General features: G+C 44.1%; 18 protein-coding genes and 1 pseudogene. 8 read left to right on the top strand and 11 right to left on the bottom strand.

What is annotated here, in order from left to right:
* Positions 1-3198: Calx-beta domain-containing protein (locus F6K38_RS02755; protein WP_287356013.1), on the top strand; the 3198-nt coding region annotated here is incomplete at its 5' end.
* Positions 3199-3468: 270 nt separating this feature from the next.
* Positions 3469-4754 (top strand): annotated as a pseudogene (locus tag F6K38_RS44015) (RNA-guided endonuclease InsQ/TnpB family protein).
* Positions 4755-4891: 137 nt separating this feature from the next.
* Here F6K38_RS44015 and F6K38_RS02765 read toward each other — a convergent pair.
* Genes F6K38_RS02765 through F6K38_RS02775 form a run of 3 tightly spaced genes read right to left on the bottom strand, consistent with a single transcriptional unit; the run spans position 4892 to position 5740 of the window.
* Positions 4892-5323, bottom strand: coding sequence for a VOC family protein (locus tag F6K38_RS02765; protein ID WP_287356015.1), 432 nt, complete (start codon positions 5321-5323; stop codon positions 4892-4894).
* Positions 5320-5484: a hypothetical protein gene (locus F6K38_RS02770; RefSeq protein WP_287356017.1), complete on the bottom strand. Its 165-nt coding sequence runs from the start codon at positions 5482-5484 to the stop codon at positions 5320-5322. Before F6K38_RS02770 ends, F6K38_RS02765 begins: the two co-directional genes overlap by 4 nt.
* On the bottom strand, positions 5474-5740 hold the full coding sequence (locus F6K38_RS02775) for a hypothetical protein (RefSeq protein WP_287356019.1): 267 nt from the start codon (positions 5738-5740) through the stop codon (positions 5474-5476). Before F6K38_RS02775 ends, F6K38_RS02770 begins: the two co-directional genes overlap by 11 nt.
* A gap of 238 nt (positions 5741-5978) precedes the next feature.
* Here F6K38_RS02775 and F6K38_RS02780 point away from each other — a divergent pair, with 238 nt between their 5' ends.
* A complete protein-coding gene (locus tag F6K38_RS02780; RefSeq protein ID WP_008186648.1) occupies positions 5979-6743 on the top strand; it encodes a TIGR00297 family protein in 765 nt (254 codons plus the stop codon).
* 190 nt (positions 6744-6933) lie between these two features.
* On the opposite strand, the gene hetR is transcribed toward F6K38_RS02780, so the two are convergent.
* The 3 genes from hetR to F6K38_RS02795 all read right to left on the bottom strand — a co-directional run bounded on the left by hetR (position 6934) and on the right by F6K38_RS02795 (position 9711).
* Complete coding sequence (hetR, locus tag F6K38_RS02785; protein ID WP_287247612.1) at positions 6934-7833, bottom strand: heterocyst differentiation master regulator HetR; 900 nt, start codon at positions 7831-7833, stop codon at positions 6934-6936.
* 295 nt (positions 7834-8128) lie between these two features.
* Complete coding sequence (locus F6K38_RS02790; protein WP_008186642.1) at positions 8129-8374, bottom strand: hypothetical protein; 246 nt, start codon at positions 8372-8374, stop codon at positions 8129-8131.
* 473 nt (positions 8375-8847) lie between these two features.
* Positions 8848-9711, bottom strand: a complete 864-nt coding sequence (locus F6K38_RS02795) for a phosphate/phosphite/phosphonate ABC transporter substrate-binding protein (RefSeq protein WP_287247616.1) — start codon at positions 9709-9711, stop codon at positions 8848-8850.
* A gap of 60 nt (positions 9712-9771) precedes the next feature.
* On the opposite strand from F6K38_RS02795, the gene F6K38_RS02800 reads away from it, so the two are divergent.
* Complete coding sequence (locus F6K38_RS02800) at positions 9772-10674, top strand: Tll0287-like domain-containing protein (protein ID WP_008180375.1); 903 nt, start codon at positions 9772-9774, stop codon at positions 10672-10674.
* A gap of 161 nt (positions 10675-10835) precedes the next feature.
* Here F6K38_RS02800 and F6K38_RS02805 read toward each other — a convergent pair whose 3' ends face one another.
* The 3 genes from F6K38_RS02805 to F6K38_RS02815 form a co-directional block, all read right to left on the bottom strand.
* On the bottom strand, positions 10836-12107 hold the full coding sequence (locus F6K38_RS02805) for a serine/threonine protein kinase (RefSeq protein WP_044492365.1): 1272 nt from the start codon (positions 12105-12107) through the stop codon (positions 10836-10838).
* 218 nt (positions 12108-12325) lie between these two features.
* A complete protein-coding gene (locus F6K38_RS02810) occupies positions 12326-12466 on the bottom strand; it encodes a hypothetical protein (protein ID WP_193374688.1) in 141 nt (46 codons plus the stop codon).
* 76 nt (positions 12467-12542) lie between these two features.
* Entirely contained in the window at positions 12543-14150 is a 1608-nt protein-coding gene (locus tag F6K38_RS02815; protein ID WP_008180370.1) for an adenylate/guanylate cyclase domain-containing protein, read from the bottom strand.
* A gap of 792 nt (positions 14151-14942) precedes the next feature.
* Here F6K38_RS02815 and F6K38_RS02820 point away from each other — a divergent pair.
* Positions 14943-16310, top strand: coding sequence for an NAD-dependent succinate-semialdehyde dehydrogenase (locus F6K38_RS02820; protein WP_008180367.1), 1368 nt, complete (start codon positions 14943-14945; stop codon positions 16308-16310).
* 585 nt (positions 16311-16895) lie between these two features.
* On the opposite strand, the gene F6K38_RS02825 is transcribed toward F6K38_RS02820, so the two are convergent.
* The gene (locus F6K38_RS02825; RefSeq protein WP_154659688.1) at positions 16896-17042 is read right to left on the bottom strand and encodes a hypothetical protein; all 147 of its coding nucleotides are present in this window, start codon (positions 17040-17042) and stop codon (positions 16896-16898) included.
* A gap of 159 nt (positions 17043-17201) precedes the next feature.
* Here F6K38_RS02825 and F6K38_RS02830 point away from each other — a divergent pair, with 159 nt between their 5' ends.
* Positions 17202-18848 carry an acetolactate synthase large subunit gene (locus F6K38_RS02830; RefSeq protein WP_008180365.1) on the top strand — a complete coding sequence of 549 codons (1647 nt, stop codon included), beginning with the start codon at positions 17202-17204 and terminating at the stop codon, positions 18846-18848.
* On the opposite strand, the gene F6K38_RS02835 is transcribed toward F6K38_RS02830, so the two are convergent.
* On the bottom strand, positions 18811-19275 hold the full coding sequence (locus tag F6K38_RS02835) for a hypothetical protein (protein WP_052308410.1): 465 nt from the start codon (positions 19273-19275) through the stop codon (positions 18811-18813). The genes F6K38_RS02830 and F6K38_RS02835 overlap by 38 nt on opposite strands.
* Here F6K38_RS02835 and F6K38_RS02840 point away from each other — a divergent pair.
* Positions 19274-19663 carry a hypothetical protein gene (locus F6K38_RS02840; RefSeq protein WP_044492363.1) on the top strand — a complete coding sequence of 130 codons (390 nt, stop codon included), beginning with the start codon at positions 19274-19276 and terminating at the stop codon, positions 19661-19663. The two genes, F6K38_RS02835 and F6K38_RS02840, sit on opposite strands and share 2 nt — an antisense overlap.
* Positions 19664-19920: 257 nt before the next feature.
* On the top strand, positions 19921-20292 hold the full coding sequence (locus tag F6K38_RS02845; protein WP_008180363.1) for a hypothetical protein: 372 nt from the start codon (positions 19921-19923) through the stop codon (positions 20290-20292).
* Positions 20293-20370 lie beyond the last annotated feature (78 nt).

Below are 20370 nucleotides of genomic sequence, written 5' to 3' on the forward strand. Positions count from 1 at the left end.
GAAGGTGACCATAACACTACCATCAGCTACGCCATTACCAACACCGGGGATGAGGTCAAATATCCTGATACTCTGATTATCCCAGTCACCGAGATCACCATTACTGATAATGACGCAGTTGTTCCTGGTCAAGTCCTGATCACGGAAATTTCCCCGATCGCAGAAGCAGGAGAGCCTGGCACTTATACCATTGCTCTTGATACTGCTCCAGCTGGGGCAGTAGAAATCACTATTACTGCCGATGACAACAGTGAAATCAGTCTCGATGGGGAGAGCTACGACAACGAAGTAGTGGTCAGCCTAACGGATACCACCCCTACAACCATTACGGTACAGGCGGTGGATGACGAGAGTGTGGAAGGTGACCATAACACTACCATCAGCTACGCCATTACCAACACCGGGGATGAGGTCAAATATCCTGATACTCTGATTATCCCAGTCACCGAGATCACCATTACTGATAATGACGCAGTTGTTCCTGGTCAAGTCCTGATCACGGAAATTTCCCCGATCGCAGAAGCAGGAGAGCCTGGCACTTATACCATTGCTCTTGATACTGCTCCAGCTGGGGCAGTAGAAATCACTATTACTGCCGATGACAACAGTGAAATCAGTCTCGATGGGGAGAGCTACGACAACGAAGTAGTGGTCAGCCTAACGGATACCACCCCTACAACCATTACGGTACAGGCGGTGGATGACGAGAGTGTGGAAGGTGACCATAACACTACCATCAGCTACGCCATTACCAACACCGGGGATGAGGTCAAATATCCTGATACTCTGATTATCCCACCCACCGAGATCACCATTACTGATAATGACGCAGATGCTGCTGGTAAAGTCCTGATCAGCGAGATTGCCTCTCTGACGGAAGGTGCAGAGCCACAGGAGTATACCATTGCTCTGGACACTGTTCCAGCTGGGGCAGTAGAAATCACCATTACTGCCGATGACAACAGTGAAATCAGTGTTGATGGAGAGAGCTTCGACAACGAAGTGGTGGTCAGCCTAAGTGATACTCTTGCTCAAACCATTACGGTACAGGCAGTGGATGACCAGAGTATAGAAGGTGAGCACACTAGCACTATCAGCTACGCCATTACCAACACCGAGGATGAGGCCAAATATCCTGATACTCTCGATATCCCATCCACTGAAATTACCATTACTGATAATGAGGCAGATGCTGCTGGTCAAGTGATCATCACCCCAATTTCTCCTCTGACGGAAGGGGGAGAGGCACAGGAGTATACTATTGCTCTGGACACTGTTCCAGCTGGGGCAGTAGAAATCACCATTACTGCCGATGACAACAGTGAAATCAGTGTTGATGGAGAGAGCTTCGACAACGAAGTGGTGGTCAGCCTAGTCGATACTGCTGCCAAAACCATTAAGGTAATGGCGGTGGATGACACCGTTGTCGAAGGTGAGCACACCAGCACCATCAGCTACGCCATTATCAACACCGGGGATGAGGTCAAATATCCATCAACTCTCAATATCCCATCCACCGAGATTACCATTACTGATAATGAGACTGTTACCACAACCCCAGAGATTATCATCAGTGAAAACCCAATACTATTTGAGGGTGGTACTGGTATCTACACTGTTGCGTTAACTAAACAGCCCCTTGGAGAAGTAGAAGTTACTATCAAAGCTGATGATCAAACTGAAATCAGTTTAGATGGAACTACCTTTGCTTCAGAGCAAGTGCTTACCTTCAATGAGGCAAAACTCCAAACTATCACAGTGCGAGGGCTGGATGATCAAGAGGTTGAAGGGGATCACGAAAGTACCATCAGCCACGAGATTACCAAATCCGAGGACAGTGTGAACTATCCCCTGGGCAATGTTGGGTTAGTCACTGCCAATATTTTTGATAATGACATCCCGATTGTCACGATCACTGCTAGTGACCTTGAGGCAGCGGAAAAAGACCAAGACCCAGGCAGCATCACCATCACTCGTTCCGGAGACACTAGTGAAGACCTTACTGTCAGTTACATGACTTTTGGTAGCACTGCTACCGCAGATGACTACAGTGAAACCCTCAATGGGTCAGTCACTATTGCCGCTGGTGAGTCTTCCGTCGAGCTGAAAATCACTCCAGAAATCGACTCCCGAATCGACGAAGGTGATGAAACTGTTAACCTGGTCTTAAATACCAGCGAAGATTATAACTTAGTTGGCAAAAGGTTTGCTCAGATTACCATTGCTGATGACACATCGTCAGTTCCTGACAATAGTACCAGGTTTGTCTGGCGTAATTCACTGACAGGAGAGAATAAGCTGTGGAAGATAGATGATACTCACCAGGTAAATACAGTTAGCCTTCCTGCGGAAAAAGATCTCAATTTGGAAATCCAAGGTACTGGAGACTTTGATGGCGACGGTGAAACGGATGATGTATTCTGGCTTAACAAAGTAACCGGAGCCATTAAATACTGGCAAGGGCAAGGTGACGAGATCAAGGAGGTGATTATTGAGTCTGGTGAGGTAGACCCCATGGAATGGGAAATCACCGAGTTTGCTGACTTTAACGGTGACCTCAAACATGATATTCTCGCCTACAACCGAGATACTGGAGAGGTTGCAATCTGGGAAATAGATGGTGACCAGCTGGTGAATAAGGGGAGCATTGAACGGGATGGTCAGGCTTTACTGATAGCCGAAGACAGTGGATGGGAAATCCACGGTGCTGGTAACTTCAGTGGTGGGGATCGAGATCAGATTCTGTGGTACAACCAGGATAGTGGACAGGTTGGCATATGGGAGATAAATGGCAACGAACTAGTCGATGCTGCCGTGGTAACACGAGACGATGAGCCGGTACTAGCACCATCATCAACTGGATGGCAAATCGAAGCTGTGGCGGACTTCAGCGGCGATGGCCAAGACCAGATTCTGTGGTACCACTCGGAGAGTGGACAGATTGCCACATGGCAGATGTCTAATAAGAAACTAGTCAAAGGTGACATCCTCACACGGGATGGTGAGCCCTTAGGAATACTAAGCTCAACTGGATGGAGCATTCAGGGTATTGCAGACGTAGATAATGACGGCAAGTATGATATTGTCTGGAACAACAATAATACTATTGCTTTTTGGCACTTGAATGGGTCTGAATTGAGGGATGCAATGGTCATCGACCAGCCACCCGAGGCTGGCTTCAACCCCAACCTTATCTAAGCTATACTGCACACGGTTATAACCTGAGCTGATTGACGATCAGAACTAGCCCCCCAAAACAGCGACCGTGGAAGCTATAGGGACTTGGTATCAGTAGTTCCAGTCAGCTTAGCTGAAAAAACCCCTTACCTAAAATGTCGGGAGAATGCTCCCGGCATAATCTTTGGAGGCGCGCTTTCCGCTTGAAGAATTAAATTACGGGGTCGCGCCTCGATTTGGCGGTGAGATGAATCCCGACCAAAAACAAGAACTTTGTGGTAAAATAGTAGCATGATAGTCAGAGAAGCCAAGTTATTAAACGGATCTAAAACACAATATCAAGCTTTAGACTCAGCCATAAGAACTGCTCAATTTATCAGAAATAAAGCAGTTAGGTTATGGCGTGATCAGCCAAAAGTAGATAAAGCTCGTCTATCTCTGTTGTGTAAAGAGCTTGCACATAATCAAGAGTACCCTTGGGTTAAAAAATTAAACTCAATGGCACCTCAGGCATCCGCAGAAAGAGCTTGGAATTCTATCTCTAGCTTTTATCGCCGTTGTAAAGAAGGGGTTAATAAAAAAGGTTATCCTAAGTTTAGAAAACATTGTCGTTCGGTTGAATATAAAACCTCAGGATGGAAGCTTTCGTCAGACTGTCTAACCATTAATTTTACCGATGGATTTAAAGCTGGTCGGTTTTCTTTGTTTTGCAACCGTGAAACCAGAGAGGATTTATTTAGACTTAAAATCAATCGGGTTAGAGTGGTTAGACGAGCTGATGGTTATTATGCTCAGTTCTGTTTTGATGCCAATCGTTTTGATAAAAGAAACTACACTGGAAATGTTGTAGGTATTGATTTAGGTCTCAAGTATTTCTACAAAGACCAAAACGATAATGTAGCCATTTATCCTAAGTATTTAAGGCGGTCTGAAAAACGGATTAAAAAACTACAGCGACGACTATCAAGAAAGTTTGTAAAGGAGAAAAAGCCTCAATCAAACAACTATCACAAAGCTAGAATTAGACTAGGCAAGACACATTTGTTGGCGCTAGCCTGCCGACGCTAGGAGGCAAGGTTCAACGCCAGCGTAAAGACTGGGCAGTTAAGTTAGCCCGGTGCGTAGTGACATCTAACGATGTTGTGGTATATGAAGATTTAATAATACAAAACATGGTCAAGAACCATCATCTGGCTAAGTCTATTTCTGATGCTAGTTGGTATCAATTCACTCAATGGTTAGATTATTTTGGTAAAGTTTGGGATAAGACAGTGATTTCTGTCGCACCGAATTATACTTCCCAAGACTGTTCAAATTGTGGTAATCGAGTGAAGAAATCTCTCAGCACTAGAACTCATCAATGCCCTCAATGTAAAACAGAGATTTGCCGTGATACTAATGCAGCATTGAACATTTTAAAGAAGGGCATGAATAGTCTGGGTTTTGAGTTTAACAGTACCCAAGGGCATTGGGAAACTGCCGAGTATTCGGGAACGCTTGAGGAGAGTTCAACCGCTGTTGATGAAGAGAAATCTGATTCAATAAGTTGTCTCGTTGAACCAAGAATCACTTTGTGAGAATCCCCCGCCATAATCTTTGATTTGGCGGCGGGAGTATGTCAATCAGTAAGGGGTTTTTCTAGTTTGATCAACCTTCGTGTTGATCAACCCTTCTTGGGTGTGTTCGTTTTGAGAATTACTGAAAAGGATTTGGCTTAAACGCGATCGCCAATTTCTGCCAACTCACGTCCACCAAAAATTGCTGAACTATGACAGTAGAACTTAAACTCCATTAAGTTATAAAATGGATCTTGGAGGAAGAAAGTGCGATGCTCTGTAAGTTTACCGGGAAAGCGGGTCTTGGGTTGCTCGTAGAAGGGTAATTGTTTTTGTTTAGTACGGGAAAGTAAGGCTTCCCAATCAGCCAGGGATGTAAAAACTAACCCGAAATGTCTAGGATAAATACCCCGCTGAGGTGTCAGGGGTTCTTTGGTTAGGTGAGCCACGAGTTGATGACCGTATAAATTCAGAATCACCCCATGGCGAGATTCTCTACCGATTTCGCAGCCAAGTCCATCACCATAGTAGACTTTAGTTTGCTCAATGTCGGTAACGGGAAATGCGAGATGAAATAGGACTGGTTTCATAAGTTTTGGTTTGAAGGCAAAAGGGTTGAAGGTTGAAGGTTGAAGGTTGAAGGTTGAAGGTTTTGAAGGTTGAACGCGACGCGCGTGCCTATTGGCCAAGGTTGAAGGTTGAAGGTTGAAGGTTTTGAAGGTTGAACGCGACGCGCGTGCCTATTGGCCAAGGTTGAAGGTTGAAGGTTGAAAGTTGTTCGCCCAAGGCGATTCGGTGTAGGATAGGTTTTGAAGGTTGAACGCGACGCGCGTGCCTATTGGCCAAGGTTGTTCGCCCAAGGCGATTCGGTGTAGGGTACGTTGAAGGTTGTTCGCCCTTGGCCTCCCTTGTAGGGTAGGTTTTGAAGGCAAAAGGGTTGAAGGTTTTTCTTGCCCAGGGATCTCTTCTAGGGTAGGTTGAACGCGACGCGCGTGCCTATTGGCCAAGGTTTTGAAGAAATTCAACTTTATTTAAGGATAATCTGACGTAATCTGGTATCCGGTTGCTTCAGTAGTGTGCTTTGTTATTGGTTTTTTGGATAATGGGGAATGGGTAATAGGGTATGAGTGCTGGGGTAATGGCTCGGAAGCAATTACAATTACCAATTATCAATTACCACTTACCAATTATCAATTACTAATTACCAATTAACCAATTACTAATTACCAATATAACTATTTTGCTATGCTTGATGATAGTCTTTCTTTAAATCCTTGGCTAGTTGCTGTTGCAGTGAACACAGTTTTCCTTGCCATGGTATGGATAGCCCCCAAAAAATTACTCACCCCTGCTGGGATTGTCCACGCTTGGATATTAGGCGTACTGATTTGGGGTACTCTGAGCTGGCCAGGTTACACAGTAGTCGGATTTTACTTTTTGGTAGGGTCTGGTGTCACCCGCATTGGTATGGCGCAAAAGGAAGCGGCAGGAATTGCGGAAAAGCGTTCCGGTGCTAGGGGACCAGAGAATGTTTGGGGTTCAGCACTGACTGGAGCGATTTGTGCCTTGGGTACCCTACTGGTGGATGCTCCTTACCAGCAGTTATTGTTACTGGGCTATGTTGCTAGTTTTGCTACTAAGCTGTCCGATACCACTGCCAGTGAGGTGGGTAAGGCTTACGGCAAACGGACTTTCCTGATTACTACCTTACAGCCAGTAGCCCGGGGAACAGAAGGAGCTGTAAGTCTTGAGGGAACCCTAGCTGGAGTAATTGCTTCAGCTGCGATCGCATTTGTGGGTTGGGGCGTTGGTTTGGTTAACTTGACAGGAGTATTTTTCTGTGTTATTGCTGCCTTCATCGCCACCAATCTGGAGAGTGTAATTGGTGCGACACTACAATCTAAATTAGAATGGCTGACCAATGAAGTCGTGAATATTATTAATACGATTATTGGTGCGATCGCTGTTGTGCTGTTAGCTCTAGCATGGCACTGGATCAGCCAGGTATGAAGCATGAAGCATGAAGCATGAAGTATGAAGTGTTAATTGCGAAGCATGAAGTGTTAATCGTGAAGTATTAAGGATGAAGGATGAAAACATACAACTTGCTAAGCAACTAATCAATCTAATAAATTGAGATAGCGTTAGACTTCCGACTTCCGAGTTCCCACTTTATACTTCATACTTCATACTTCATACTTTATTCAGATTTTGGTCCAAAGACCATCTGTAGAACCATTGGTTCACCATCATCGCGGTGATACCTATCTGCCCACTGGCGGATAATTTCATCTAACTCTTCCATGGCCTGATTGATTTTCTCTGGCGGGATATCTAGTTCCTCCAACCCTCGCATGACTTGCGGCTGACGCTCTGCCCAGTTTCTCATTAACCGGAAGTATCGCGCTGTTTCGTCAATCATGGTGTAGGTGCGGGCTTTGTCATCTACTGGCGAGTAATATGCATTGGTTAGAGCGTAGTAGGGTAAGCCACCGGTGTGATCGATTCTGGTGACAGTTCCTGAATAGGTTAAGCGACGCTTGATGTGTTCAGCTAGAGCTTCACTCAATGGCAGACGTCGCTCTGGTGGTAAGTCTTCTTGGGATCTCCGGTGGAGAAATTCTATTAATTCAAAGAATTGTAAGGAATTGATGATCTGGGCATCCGGCAGGTGATCTGGCAGCTTAATCTCAAGATTGCGCTTTTCTTCCAGGTCAAGGCTGGTGCCATTGATCCGAGATTGCCCTGGTTGCCAGGGATAGTGTTCCATCCAGACATAGGGAAACTGAATCAGATAGCGAGGTTCCTGAGACCCCAACATCTTGAGCAGTTTCCCTTCTGTTAACGCTTGTCGAACTTCCTCAACAATGACCTTTACCCGCTTTGGCTCAATGTGATGCAAATGCCCAGTCATGCGGATATTGCCATCTTGCTCCAGATAGGTCATGTAAATGGCACATTTGGCAGCGGTTGCTGCTGCATCTAAAAACGCCCCATGTCGGTGTCCACTCGTCCGCAGGGCGCTGAAAGCCAGGTATAGCATGATCTGATCCATTGCACTGGGGCTTAGGGTTTTGATCAGATCGGATTGGTTGATCATCTTAGGGGCAATCACATCTACTTCCGTTGGTTATCAAGCTTATTTAGTTTCATTTTTCCACACTAGAACTAACTCACTGTCATCGAAGAAAGCGAGCTGAGGTTGCTTGGCAGAAAATTGACCAATTAAGAGGCACCCTAATCATGTCTTATTCCAATATATTATATAAAATAAGCCAACTACAAGTACACTATATTGAATTAGCACTTTCCCACTGTAGCCCGCTACTCGTACCCAACAGTGGGATTGAAATGCAGCCAGATATGCCATCAAACGGAATCCAGTCAGTTGACTCTCACACAAGAGACACACGTCCGCTACCACGATGGGCGATCAGGGTAGTCGGAATTACTGGTGATGAGACAAATTTGTGGTTTTCTTTTCTTCCATAAGAAAAAATTTGTCCTGTTTGCTCTACTACACTGGGACAATCATTACTATAGTTTAGTGGTGCATTTGAGCCATGGGCAATCATCGGTAAATTAACCCCAAACCAGATGGTTAAAACAGTAATTAAAGCAAGAGTAGTGTAAATTCGCATAGCCTATATCCGTATAAATGTTCCTCTAATTACTGATACGGATGGCTCGCATATGGTTCAGGTAAAAATATAAACTATAATGAAATTTTTAAAAAAATACCGTTATTGTAAATACCTCGTGAAATTCTTTATTTAAAAAAAAAGTTTTGACGAACTTGTGTAAGTTTAGCGACTGTAATCCTTATATGAGAAGGATTTATCTCATGTTAACAATTTATTTATTTACCGCCATGAATGTTATTTAAAAAATTATAATTGCAATTACTTTGAATAAAAATAAGGATAGGTAATCCTGGTGATTATGGGTCTTTAAATAACTGCAAACTTGCTAAGTAGGCAAAGGGGATTACCTAGCAACCATTCACATTGCCAACGGCTTATGTAGCAATCCTAAATTATTTGTGAAAAATCCCCAATGGTAATATAATCGATTCTCTTCCGCTACTGCCGGTCTCTCCCCTTGTTTGGAAGTTTTACAACTCAAATGGAAGGCTGTATAAAGGAGCAGGTTTTTCTTGAATCCGTTCGGCAATCGGTCTAACCTTCTGAACCACATCAATTAAGTAATCATAATCAGGTGCTTTAGCATTGGGGATGTATCCTACTGATGCTGCCATGCTGCTGGAGGCAGATTCTAGTGCCTTGTGGATCTCCTGTTGTAGATTTCTCTCGACTGTTGGTCCGATCAGGATAGAACCACTTGGAATTTTATGAGAATCTATATATAAAATCCGGAACCTAGTCTGACTAAAGTCTAGGCGGTAGCGTTGCAACTCTTCTAAAGACAAAGCTCCAGCGACTACCTCCTCAGAGGCAATCCACTCTAAGACTTGTTTTGGTGTGGGGGCAAAACGCACTTCCGCTAGGGTCAGACCGTAGAGATTGTAGATGGGCAGATAATATCCTGTGGCAGAACCAGGTTGACCTAAAGCAATGACTTTACCCGCTAGTTCAGTCAAGTCTTGGATGGGGCTTTCGAGTTTTACTACGATCACTGAGCGTGACTTTTTGACTCCTTCGAGAGGTAGCACTGGTATGTACTGTGCCTCAGCAATGGCGATGGCTGCTAAACCAGGAGGAGCAAATACTATAGACAACTTGCTCTGCTTAATCAAAGTTAGTGCTCTGCGCTCGTTGTAAATCGGTTCTAATTCTATAATCATCTTAAGTCGAGCACCAAGATATTCGATTAACTTTGAGTATGGCTCTATAAAGCGATCGCTTTCCCCGTAACTTACGATCCCAATACTTAATTTCCCTAGCATAGGAGTATCGGGTGAGTTACAAGCTGTGAAAATCAATATAAGATTCAACAAGAATAGACGGCGGGAAAACATAATTAATTACCTTAAGAACTAAAACAGCTGTGGCACTAATGATACTATGGGAGATGGCTAATGTTAAAAAAACTTAATTTAGGAATCAAGCTAAACTTACTATTGCTATCCATTTTTATAGGACTTGTACTGACTGGTGGCTTGGTTTTGTCTCAACTTTTAGAAGGCTATGGGGAAAAAGTCGTAACTGACCAAGCCCTAATTCTGATCGAAACCATGGGTTCGGTGCGGGAGTATACCAATAATCAAGTGAATCCAGAATTAGCTGATCGATTAGAAAATGAAGACAGATTTTTACCCCAAACAGTACCTGCTTATTCAGCTCGGGAAGTTTTTGAAAATTTACGTAAACGTGAGCAATATCGTGATTTTTTCTATAAAGAAGCGACCCTTAATCCAACTAACCTCAGAGATAAAGCTGATAGTTTCGAGACTGAAATCGTGGAGAGTTTTCGACAGCAGCCAGAGCTAACAGAAAAAACCGGTTTTCGCTCCCTTCCTAGTGGAAAAATTTTTTATGTTGCCCGTCCTCTCGCTGTTTCTGAAAAAAGCTGTTTACGATGCCACAGTACTCCTGAAGCCGCCCCTGCTAGCCAAATTGCTACCTACGGTGATGAGCATGGTTTTGGTTGGAAGTTCGATGAAATTGTTGGTGCCAAAATTGTATCAGTTCCAGCGTTTAAAATCTTTAATTCTGCTAAGCAGTTACAGGTATTGGTGATTGGGATTATTACTGGTTTTTTCCTGGTAGCAATCTTGCTGATTAATCGTTTCCTAAAGGTATCGGTGACCAAACCTCTTAAGCAGATGGCTCAATTAGCTAAGGAAGTTAGTACTGGCAATATGGCTGGAGAATTTGACCATGATTCAGATGATGAAATTGGTATACTCGCCAAATCTCTGAATCGGATGAAAGTTAGTTTAGAAATGGCGATGAATATGCTGAATTCAGAAACTAATTAGTAATCCAAAATTACTAATTGCTTGCTCAACTGATGCCTGAAGGATTACTAAGTATTACTTATATAGCACTACCCATTGAGATTAGGAATGTCCTAATCTCCGAAACTTAGTCATAGCTTACTTCTGACTTCTGACTTCTCACTTCTGACTTGCGCGTAGCGCTATAACTGACCCGATGACATTAAACGCCGTTGAAAGTCTTGGGCATATTTTTGATTGGGAATTTGTTGAGATAAAGCTTTTACAAATTCTTGGGCGGAAGAGTTAGGATGCTGGACAAGAGTACGCTGGCAGACAATGGTAGCCATCGGGCCAATTAACTCAGCGAGTTCCTGTTGGCAAAGAGCTACAAAATTGGGGTCTAGTAAATTACTATTCCGATTAGGGGCAGAAGAAATTGGCAGTGCTGTAGGACCAACCCAGGGTTGAGTTGTACTGGCTGGCCGTCTTGGGGAAGAACCATTACTGATTCTTGACTTATGGCTTTTTGTTTCTTTGGAGGCTTGGCTAGTTTTGGTATGGAAAGGTATCTTGGTGGGATACAACGCATTGTTAATATCTACTAACTGCTGATAAATTTCTTCAGCAGTTTGGGGACGCTGATTGGGTAAACGAGCCATCAGATAGTCGAGGAAATCTGCCAGTTGTGGCAAAATATTCGGAACACTGTCGCGCCAGCTTAACTCATCATTATAGGATTCATAAAATTTACTCGGGTCTTGACCAGTGAGTAGATAAACAAAGGTGCGCCCCAAAGCAAAAAAGTCTGATTGGGGGACTGCCTGACCGTTAAGCTGCTCTAGTGGTGTATACCCTGCGGAAACTACCCCTGTTACCATACCAGTGGCTTTTTTGGTCACAAAGGTACCTGTAATTTCCCGGGCAGTGCCAAAGTCAATTAACACCAGTTGTCCATCTGTCCTGAGCATAATGTTAGAGGGCTTGATATCCCGATGGAAAAAGTTATGACTGTGTACTGCCTGTAAGATGGTAGCTAGCTGGATCAGCCACCGAATGGCAATTTTCTGGTCAATGGGAGCACCCCGCTTTTGGATGTATTGCTTTAGATTCAATCCTTCAATCTTTTCCATCACCAGACAATGAACTGGCTCGTCGCTGTTTCTGGGGTAGACTGTGAAGTAGGCATCAGGTTCTACTTTGGGAATGCCACTATTCTCTAGTCGGCCGAGGACTTCGGCTTCTCTTTGGAATAGTTCAATATACTTGGGACTATTCTTAATGAGAACTTTCAGAACTCTAGGGTTGCCTTGACGATCAACAATTTCATAGGTTTTGCCAAAACCGCCATTTCCCAGTTGACTGATCACTCGATAGCGCCCTTCCAGCAACAACTCAGAATTACAACTCTGACAGAATAGTTTACTGTCAGGGTTGCGGGGATTTGAGCAGTTGGGATTAATGCACAGACTCATCAGAAGCACGCTGGTACAGGAGGAAGGTAGGAGCAGGTACAGGACTTAGGCATAAAGTCAATAGAGTTCTAGCAACAGTCAATTTTTGCTAGGTATCTATATTTACTTATCTGGTCAGCCGTGGCAATTTATGCACCCACCATGTCACAACAAGTTTTACACATGATATTTTAAAGGGCTATTTGGATTTTAGGTTTCCAACCTGAGGAGATGGTTGTTTAGTTGTTTGGTTGAAGGTTGAAGGTTGAAGGTTGAAGGTTGTTTGGTTGAAGATTGAAGGTTGAAGGTTGTTTGGTTGAAGGTTTAATCACCTGTAACCTGTAACCTGTAACCTGTAACCTGTAACCTGTAACCTTCAACCTGTAACCTTCAACCTGTAACCTTCAACCTGTAACCTTCAACCTGTAACCTTTAACTTTTATAGCTTCCCCGGAATTAAGTATCCCACTGTAGGCGATACAGTTGCAGGGGCTGGTCTTTACCTTTAACCTTAACCGGGGACATTTTTTCCAACGGTAGAGTTTTATCCCTCAGCTTGTCGAAGGTGCTTTGGGAAATTAGAATTTCTCCCTCCTGAGCGGCACTACAGATGCGGCTAGTAACATTGGTAGTGTCACCGATAGTAGCGTATTGAATCAGCTTGTGTGAACCGATATTACCTGCTGCTACTTTGCCAGTATTTAGTCCAATGTGGATTTCAATCTCTAAATTGCGCCGCTGGAACCAATCCTGATTTAGGTGAATAACTGCTCGTTGCATTGCGATCGCAGCTTGGACGGCTCGGTCAGCATCGTCCGGTTGGCAATAGGGGGCTCCCCACACAGCCAGTAAGGCATCCCCAATATATTTTTCTAAAGTGCCTTCGTATTTAAACACAATATCCTCTACCATCACCTGGAAGTATTCATTGAGCATCTCAATCACTTGGCGTGGCTTCATCCGAGAGGACATTTGGGTAAATTTACTGATGTCGGCAAACAGGGCGGTTACTTCGGTATCTATAATTTCTAAGTGGCCTTCTTCCTTGAGCTTTTTACTCACAGCTTCCGGAAAGAAAAGCTCAAATTTACTCCGCATTACTGCTTCTTCCTGCATCTTCTGGTAAAGTTGAGCATTGTCAATTGCGATCGCAGCTTGGTTAGCTAGAGCCGTCAAAAACTCCAAGTCTTCTTGAGAATAAATATTGGCTCTAGAGAGATTATCCGCATACAATACCCCAATCACTTCCTCTCTCGGTTTTAGAGGTACACACATGGAGGCATGGATTTCTTGCTGGAGCACTGACTGGGAATTACTGAATCGTTGGTCAATGGCAGCATCAGCAATTAAAACCCCATCCCCCTTCTGGTGTACGAAATTGGTAATTCGTTTGCTATAAAATCGCTCATGGGTGGGTATGCCTGTTCGGGAGTTGACAGCTTTTTCCTCTAGCATTCCCGTGTCTTGATTAACCATGAGGATGATTGCCCGGTCTACATTCATAATCTCGAACAGCAGGTCAAGAATTTTTCTCAACAAGTGATCAGGCTCATCGGGAGAGGAAAGTTGCTTACTCACCTCCAATAAGATTTTTAACTTGTCTACTGAGCGTTGACCTGTCTCTTGCTCTCGCAGCTTCAGGGCTGAGCCTTTATAAGTTAAACTGTCATGGTGCAGTAATTCCTGAATTTCGACACGGGTTTGTTCTGGGGATAACCTGCTGACAATCGAAAAGTTGGAATCATTATCCTTCAAGATATTTGGGGTGATTCTGCCATCATCACTCACAAATTCAAAGATTACACTGCCCAGACGTATTAAGTCTCCGTCTTTGAGCTCACACTGGTCAATTTTGGCGTCATTAACAAACGTGTGATTTAGGCTACCTAAGTCTTTTAGGATAACCCGATCATTCGTGAGTGTGAGCTGAGCATGATGACGGGAAAGACTTTTATGAATTACGGTAATACTATTCTTTATTTCCCGTCCTATGGTATTGGCTCCACTGCTCAATTTATAACTTTCTTGGTTATTCGGCTCTGATTTAGCAATTAAATACGGCACAATCTAGCTCTCGTCATTAGTTCTTATCTCAGTTAAGTATAATCGACTAAATTATCAAACTACTAATTTAAGGTTCTAAGTAGTCGGACATAAATTTTGATCACTGTATTAAGAAATATTACTTAGACTGAAACCCTTACTGCTCCGAAGCTCCCTGCTCCGTTCGCGTTCGCGCAGCGTCGGGCAAAGCCCAAAAGCGTAGCCCACGGCCTTAGCTACCTGCTCCGAAGTCCTCACAGTTAACTTTAATTGTGTCCGACTACTTAGGACTAGGTTTAATGGCTAAGGGGGTTCTGACAAGCCTATTTAGCAAGGAGGTTATCAAATGCCCCTGTTGTAACTAATACCTAACACCTAATACCTAGAATTTGTGGTCTGACCTAGTTTCCTAGCTCCGCGTCAAGCACTGAGGCTGTCAACTGCTTGTATTTTACCTAATGCCTAATGCCTAATCCCTAACCCCTAATCTCTAATCCCTAACACCATTACCCTAAATGCCTAATCCCTAACCCCTAAATGCCTAATGTCTAATCCCTAACCCCTAAGCTCTAATCCCTAGAATTTGGTTGATAACTGTTTTAAAAACTGGTGAGATAAATTTCGTGGTAGTAGGATAAAACTTGATATTAGGTTAACACTTGCTTGACTGGTAGTTTATAGGGCAATGGGTTGACGATTTTTAAAAGTATATCAAACTATTAAGCCATTTTGGCAAAAATAAGTCATAGTGAAAATACTTAGTTATAATCAAAGAATTGGAAGTACTATCCCCATTGGGGGGAGGAGGAAGCCATGGGGATCGCTACAGTTAACCCAGCAACCGGGGAAACCATCAAAACCTTTGAGCCAGAGAGTCCGTCGTCGATTGCGACCAAGCTAGCAGTTGCCCAAGAGGCGTTTGAGCAATACTGCCAAACATCAATGGAGCAAAGAGCAGAGTGGCTAAACGCAGCGGCGGAGATTGTAGAGCGGGATCGAGTCAAATTCGGCACGCTGATGACCACGGAGATGGGAAAACCCCTCAAAAGTGCGATCGCAGAAGCGCAAAAATGTGCTTTGGTTTGTCGGTACTACGCTGAACACGCAGCTGAATTCCTAGCAGATGTCCCAGCCTCTACCGATGCCACCCAAAGCTTTGTGCGCTACCAACCTCTAGGAGTAATTCTAGCAGTCATGCCCTGGAATTTTCCATTTTGGCAAGTCTTCCGTTTTGCTGCTCCAGCATTGATGGCGGGAAATGTGGGGTTGCTAAAACACGCCTCTAATGTGCCTCAATGCGCCTTAGCCCTTGAGCAAATCTTTGTTGAAGCAGGATTTCCCGAAGGGGTGTTTGGGACCTTACTGATTGGTGCTGACCAAGTAGAGGCAGTAATTCAGGATCCACGGGTCAAAGCTGCCACCCTAACTGGTAGTGAGCTAGCAGGAGCAGCTTTAGCCGCAGCGGCTGGGACACAAATCAAGAAAACTGTCCTGGAACTAGGGGGAAGTGACCCGTTTATTGTCCTAGAAAGTGCCGATTTAGAAGCAGCAGCTACCACGGGTGTGACTGCTAGGATGCTCAATAACGGTCAATCATGTATTGCAGCGAAACGGTTTATTGTGGTGGACGCAGTAGCCGAGGACTTTCAGCAACGCCTACTGGACAAATTCCAAGCCTTGAAAGTGGGAGATCCCATGGCGGAAGATACCGATATTGGCCCATTGGCAACCCCTGGTATTCTTAGAGACTTAGACCAACAGGTACAAGCCTGCATTGAACAAGGGGCAAAGGTTCTTATCGGTGGCCATCCTTTAAGCGATCGCGCTGGTAACTTCTACCCCCCCACAATTCTAACTGACTTCCCACCAGGCACTCCAGCTGATAACGAAGAATTTTTTGGCCCTGTTGCCCTATTGTTTAGAGTTCCGGATATTGATGCTGCTATTAAGCTTGCCAATTCCACAGTATTTGGATTAGGAGCTAGTGCCTGGACAACCAATGAGGAGCAAATCCCCAGGCTGATTGATGAACTTGAAGCTGGAGCAGTGTTTATCAATGGCTTAGTCAAATCCGACCCCCGTTTACCCTTCGGTGGCATCAAACGTTCTGGCTATGGGCGAGAACTAAGCATTCAAGGGATACATGAGTTCGTAAACATCAAAACTGTTTGGGTGAAGTAAAAATCCTAGGTATTAGGCTAAAACCATTAGTAAGCATTCAGCTATCAGCTAAAGGCCTACGGCCACGCTACGCGAACAGCTAAAGGCCTACGGCCACGCTACGCGAACAGTCTATGCGCTACAGATGGTGCTACTTGAGGTGCTATCAGCCGTGCTTATGGGTCAAGTCCCAGCGTCGAAGCCTGTGCCACACTAGTTGAGGTACTTTTGAATAAAATAAGCTGACAGCTGACGGCTGACTGCTGAATGCTTACAACCATTAGCCTAATACCATTAGCCTAAAACCATTAGCCTATAGCAATTCTATTTGAATCCTGAACAGTGATAGTTACTACTGACGGATTTTCTGACTCAGGACTCAGCACTATTCTTAAAATTAACCTTGTTGGTGAGGCTATCTGTGTATCCGTCCCTGTGGTGCTGGTGAAGGGGAAAATAGGAAGTTTTTATGTAACATTTTTAACTTTTTTACATCAATTTTTGACTGTTAACTTTTATTAAAGTTCCCCGGATAGAAGCCAGAATGGCTATACAACTCAGTATTCCCGTTCTTTGATAGTTATCAAAAGCTTATCAAAGGCTGCTTTAACATTGCTCGATCCCTACTGACTTCTGAAAAATTGGGATGCACCGGATCTCAAATGCTAAATCCTTGTCTTGATGCAGTCGCTCATGGGGGAAACCCCCAAGACCGCTTAGGTGCGCTTTCCGTTGGCGAATTAAATTCGCCACGGGTCGCACCTCTGCATCGCTTGTCATGAACTAATAACAAATATGGACGAAGGCTAATAGAAAAAGCTAAAAAGGAATCTCAAAAGAAATCTAAACAGGAATTTTTACAATCAAAGATTATTTTGATACCAAAACTATATATACCAGGGATGATTAGATATGGGTGACATGAATACCGCTGAACTATTGGTAAATTGCTTAGAAAACGAAGGAGTCGAGTACGTTTTTGGACTACCTGGAGAAGAAAATCTCCATGTTCTAGAAGCTCTTAGACATTCTTCAATTCAATTTATTACCACTCGTCATGAACAGGGAGCAGCCTTTATGGCAGACGTTTACGGACGGCTGACAGGAAAGGCTGGAGTTTGCCTGTCTACCCTTGGTCCAGGGGCAACTAACTTAATGACTGGGGTTGCTGATGCCAATTTGGATGGAGCACCTCTAGTAGCGATAACTGGTCAGGTGGGAACAGACCGGATGCATATTGAGTCCCACCAGTACTTGGATTTGGTGGCAATGTTTGCTCCAGTGACTAAGTGGAACCGGCAAATTGTCCGCCCTGATACGACCGCAGAAATTGTCCGTAAAGCGTTTAAACTCGCTCAGACCGAAAAACCAGGAGCGGTACACATAGATTTGCCAGAAAACATTGCGGCCATGCCAGTCAATAGCCAACCCCTAGGCAAAGATGGTCGGGAAAAAACCTTTGCGTCTTTCCGTAGTTTGGGTAAGGCAGCTGTGGCAATTTCTAAGGCGAAAAATCCCCTAATCTTGGCGGGTAATGGCGCAATTCGTGCTAATGCTGCTGAAGCCCTAACCCAATTTGCCACCCGGATGAATATTCCAGTGGTCAATAGCTTCATGGGTAAAGGGTGTATTCCTTATACTCATCCCCTGGCCTTGTGGACCCTGGGATTACAACAACGGGACCACATCACCTGTGCTTTTGAGCAATCGGATTTGGTGATTGCGGTGGGATATGATTTGATTGAATATTCTCCGAAAAAGTGGAATCCAGAGGGCAAGATTCCCATTATTCATATCGGTGCCAGTCCAGCAGAAATTGATAAAAGCTACATTCCTTTAGTGGAGGTAGTGGGGGATATTTCTGACTCTCTCAAGGAAATTATGAAGCAGGGAGACCGGGAAGGTAAACCGATACCATCCGCTGCTGAACTGCGGTCGGAAATCCGAGAGGACTACGAACAGTATGCTAATGATGAAGGCTTTCCGATCAAGCCGCAAAAACTGATCTATGACCTACGCCAGGTCATGGAACCAGAAGATATTGTGATCTCTGATGTAGGAGCTCACAAGATGTGGATGGCTCGTCAGTACCATTGTGATTGTCCCAATACCTGTATCATTTCTAATGGTTTCGCAGCCATGGGGATTGCTTTGCCAGGAGCAGTAGCGGCTAAGCTGGTTTACCCAGATCGGAATATCGTGGCAGTGACTGGTGATGGGGGCTTTATGATGAATTGCCAGGAACTTGAAACAGCACTAAGAGTAGAGACTGCCTTTGTGACACTGATTTTCAATGATGGTGGCTATGGCTTGATTGATTGGAAGCAACAAAATCACTTTGGTGAGTCGGCTTTTGTGAATTTTGGCAATCCAGATTTTGTCAAATTTGCTGAAAGTATGGGACTAAAAGGCTATCGTGTCAATTCAGTGGATGAGTTGATTCCTACCCTACAAGAAGCATTAGCTCAAGATGTGCCTACGGTGATTGATTGTCCGGTGGACTATGGCGAAAACCTACGCTTTAGCCAAAAGACTGGTGGTTTAACTTGCAAGATTTAAGGTTATTTGGGTTTAAGGTTGTTGAAGGTTGTTCGCGTAGCGTGGCCTTTTGGCCAAGGTTGTTCGCGTAGCGTGGCCTTTTGGCCAAGGTTGTTGAAGGTTGAAGGTTTAAGGTTGTTGAAGGTTGAAGGTTTAAGGTTGTTGAAGGTTGAAGGTTGAAGGTTGAAGGTTGGAGGTTGTTGAAGGTTGGAGGTTGTTGAAGGTTGAAGGTTGAAGGTTGAAGGTTGTTGAAGGTTGCAGGTTGCTGAAGGTTGTTGAAGGTTGTTGAAGGTTGCAGGTTGGAGGTTGCAGGTTGAAGGTTGCAGGTTGTTGAAGGTTGCAGGTTGGAGGTTGCAGGTTGAAGGTTGCAGGTTGAAGGTTTAAGGTTGCAGGTTGCAGGTTGCAGGTTGCAGGTTCTAATCTTCAAGTTGTTAACCCTCTGTTCCATGTTCCCTGTTCCCTCAACAGTAAATAACTTTCAACCTACCCTACAAGGGATGCCCAGGGCAAACAACCGGTTAACTTTCAACCGGTTAACCTTCAACAGTGAAGAACCTTCAACAGTGAAGAACCTTCAACCGGTTAACTTTCAACTTGTTAACTTTCAACTTGTTAACTTTCAACCGGTTAACCTTCAACTTGTTAACCTACCCTACGGGAACGCCTTTGGCGAACAACCGGTTAACCTTCAACCGGTTAACCTTCAAAAAACCTTTGCGCCACAATGGCGAGACAGCAGGAATTTATATAGTTATCTTAAATTAAATACAACTAGGTTGGTTTCAACAACCAATCATTACATCAATAAATTTGGCACTAGAGAGTTAATCGAGTAAGAATAGGTGAAGGATTTTACTCTGGATTGGCAAAGTCTACTTTACCCTTCACCAAACCTCTAGGGTTTAGGAACAAAACTCTTCCTAACTGGGAAGGGAAACTGCTTTACTGGCTGCGGAACGAATAACTAAACTTTGGGCGATATATATATGATTGCCCTGATGTTTAATGCCTACCCATAATCGTCATTACTGGATCGATTCTCTAGAGCTAATTTCACCCAAATTAAACCTTTTGAAAAGGGAGAGTACTCAATATGGATGAGATGGAAATTTATAATCAGCGTCCTGCTGGTTCGGCTCTGTTTTCAACTTCGGAAAGCTTCATCGATTCTATCAAAGATTTGGACTTCATGACAGATGTGTCGGAAGATCAGCTCAACAAGATTGAAGGAGGTGACGACAGTAGCGGACGCCGCCGCAAACGCCGCCCCGCTAACATCAAAGACTTTAATGACTTTTTCGGCAATGGCCAGCCTATTATCATTAGTAATGACGTGAACTTGGAAGGGATCGCGATCCCTAAGAAGGGTGGTACTGCAGTCGTTAACCAAAACGTTAACATTTTCAACAAATTTATCTTCATAATTCCAGGATTCTTTCAGAAGCGTGGTGGTAGCTCTAGTTAATACCAATTCACGCTTTTACTTGCTACCAATACATCCTGATTAGGGAATGAGTAATGGATAATTTCTTTAACATTGCCC

Origin of the sequence: Moorena sp. SIO3B2, assembly GCF_010692525.1 — a bacterium.
GTDB lineage: Bacteria > Cyanobacteriota > Cyanobacteriia > Cyanobacteriales > Coleofasciculaceae > Moorena > Moorena producens.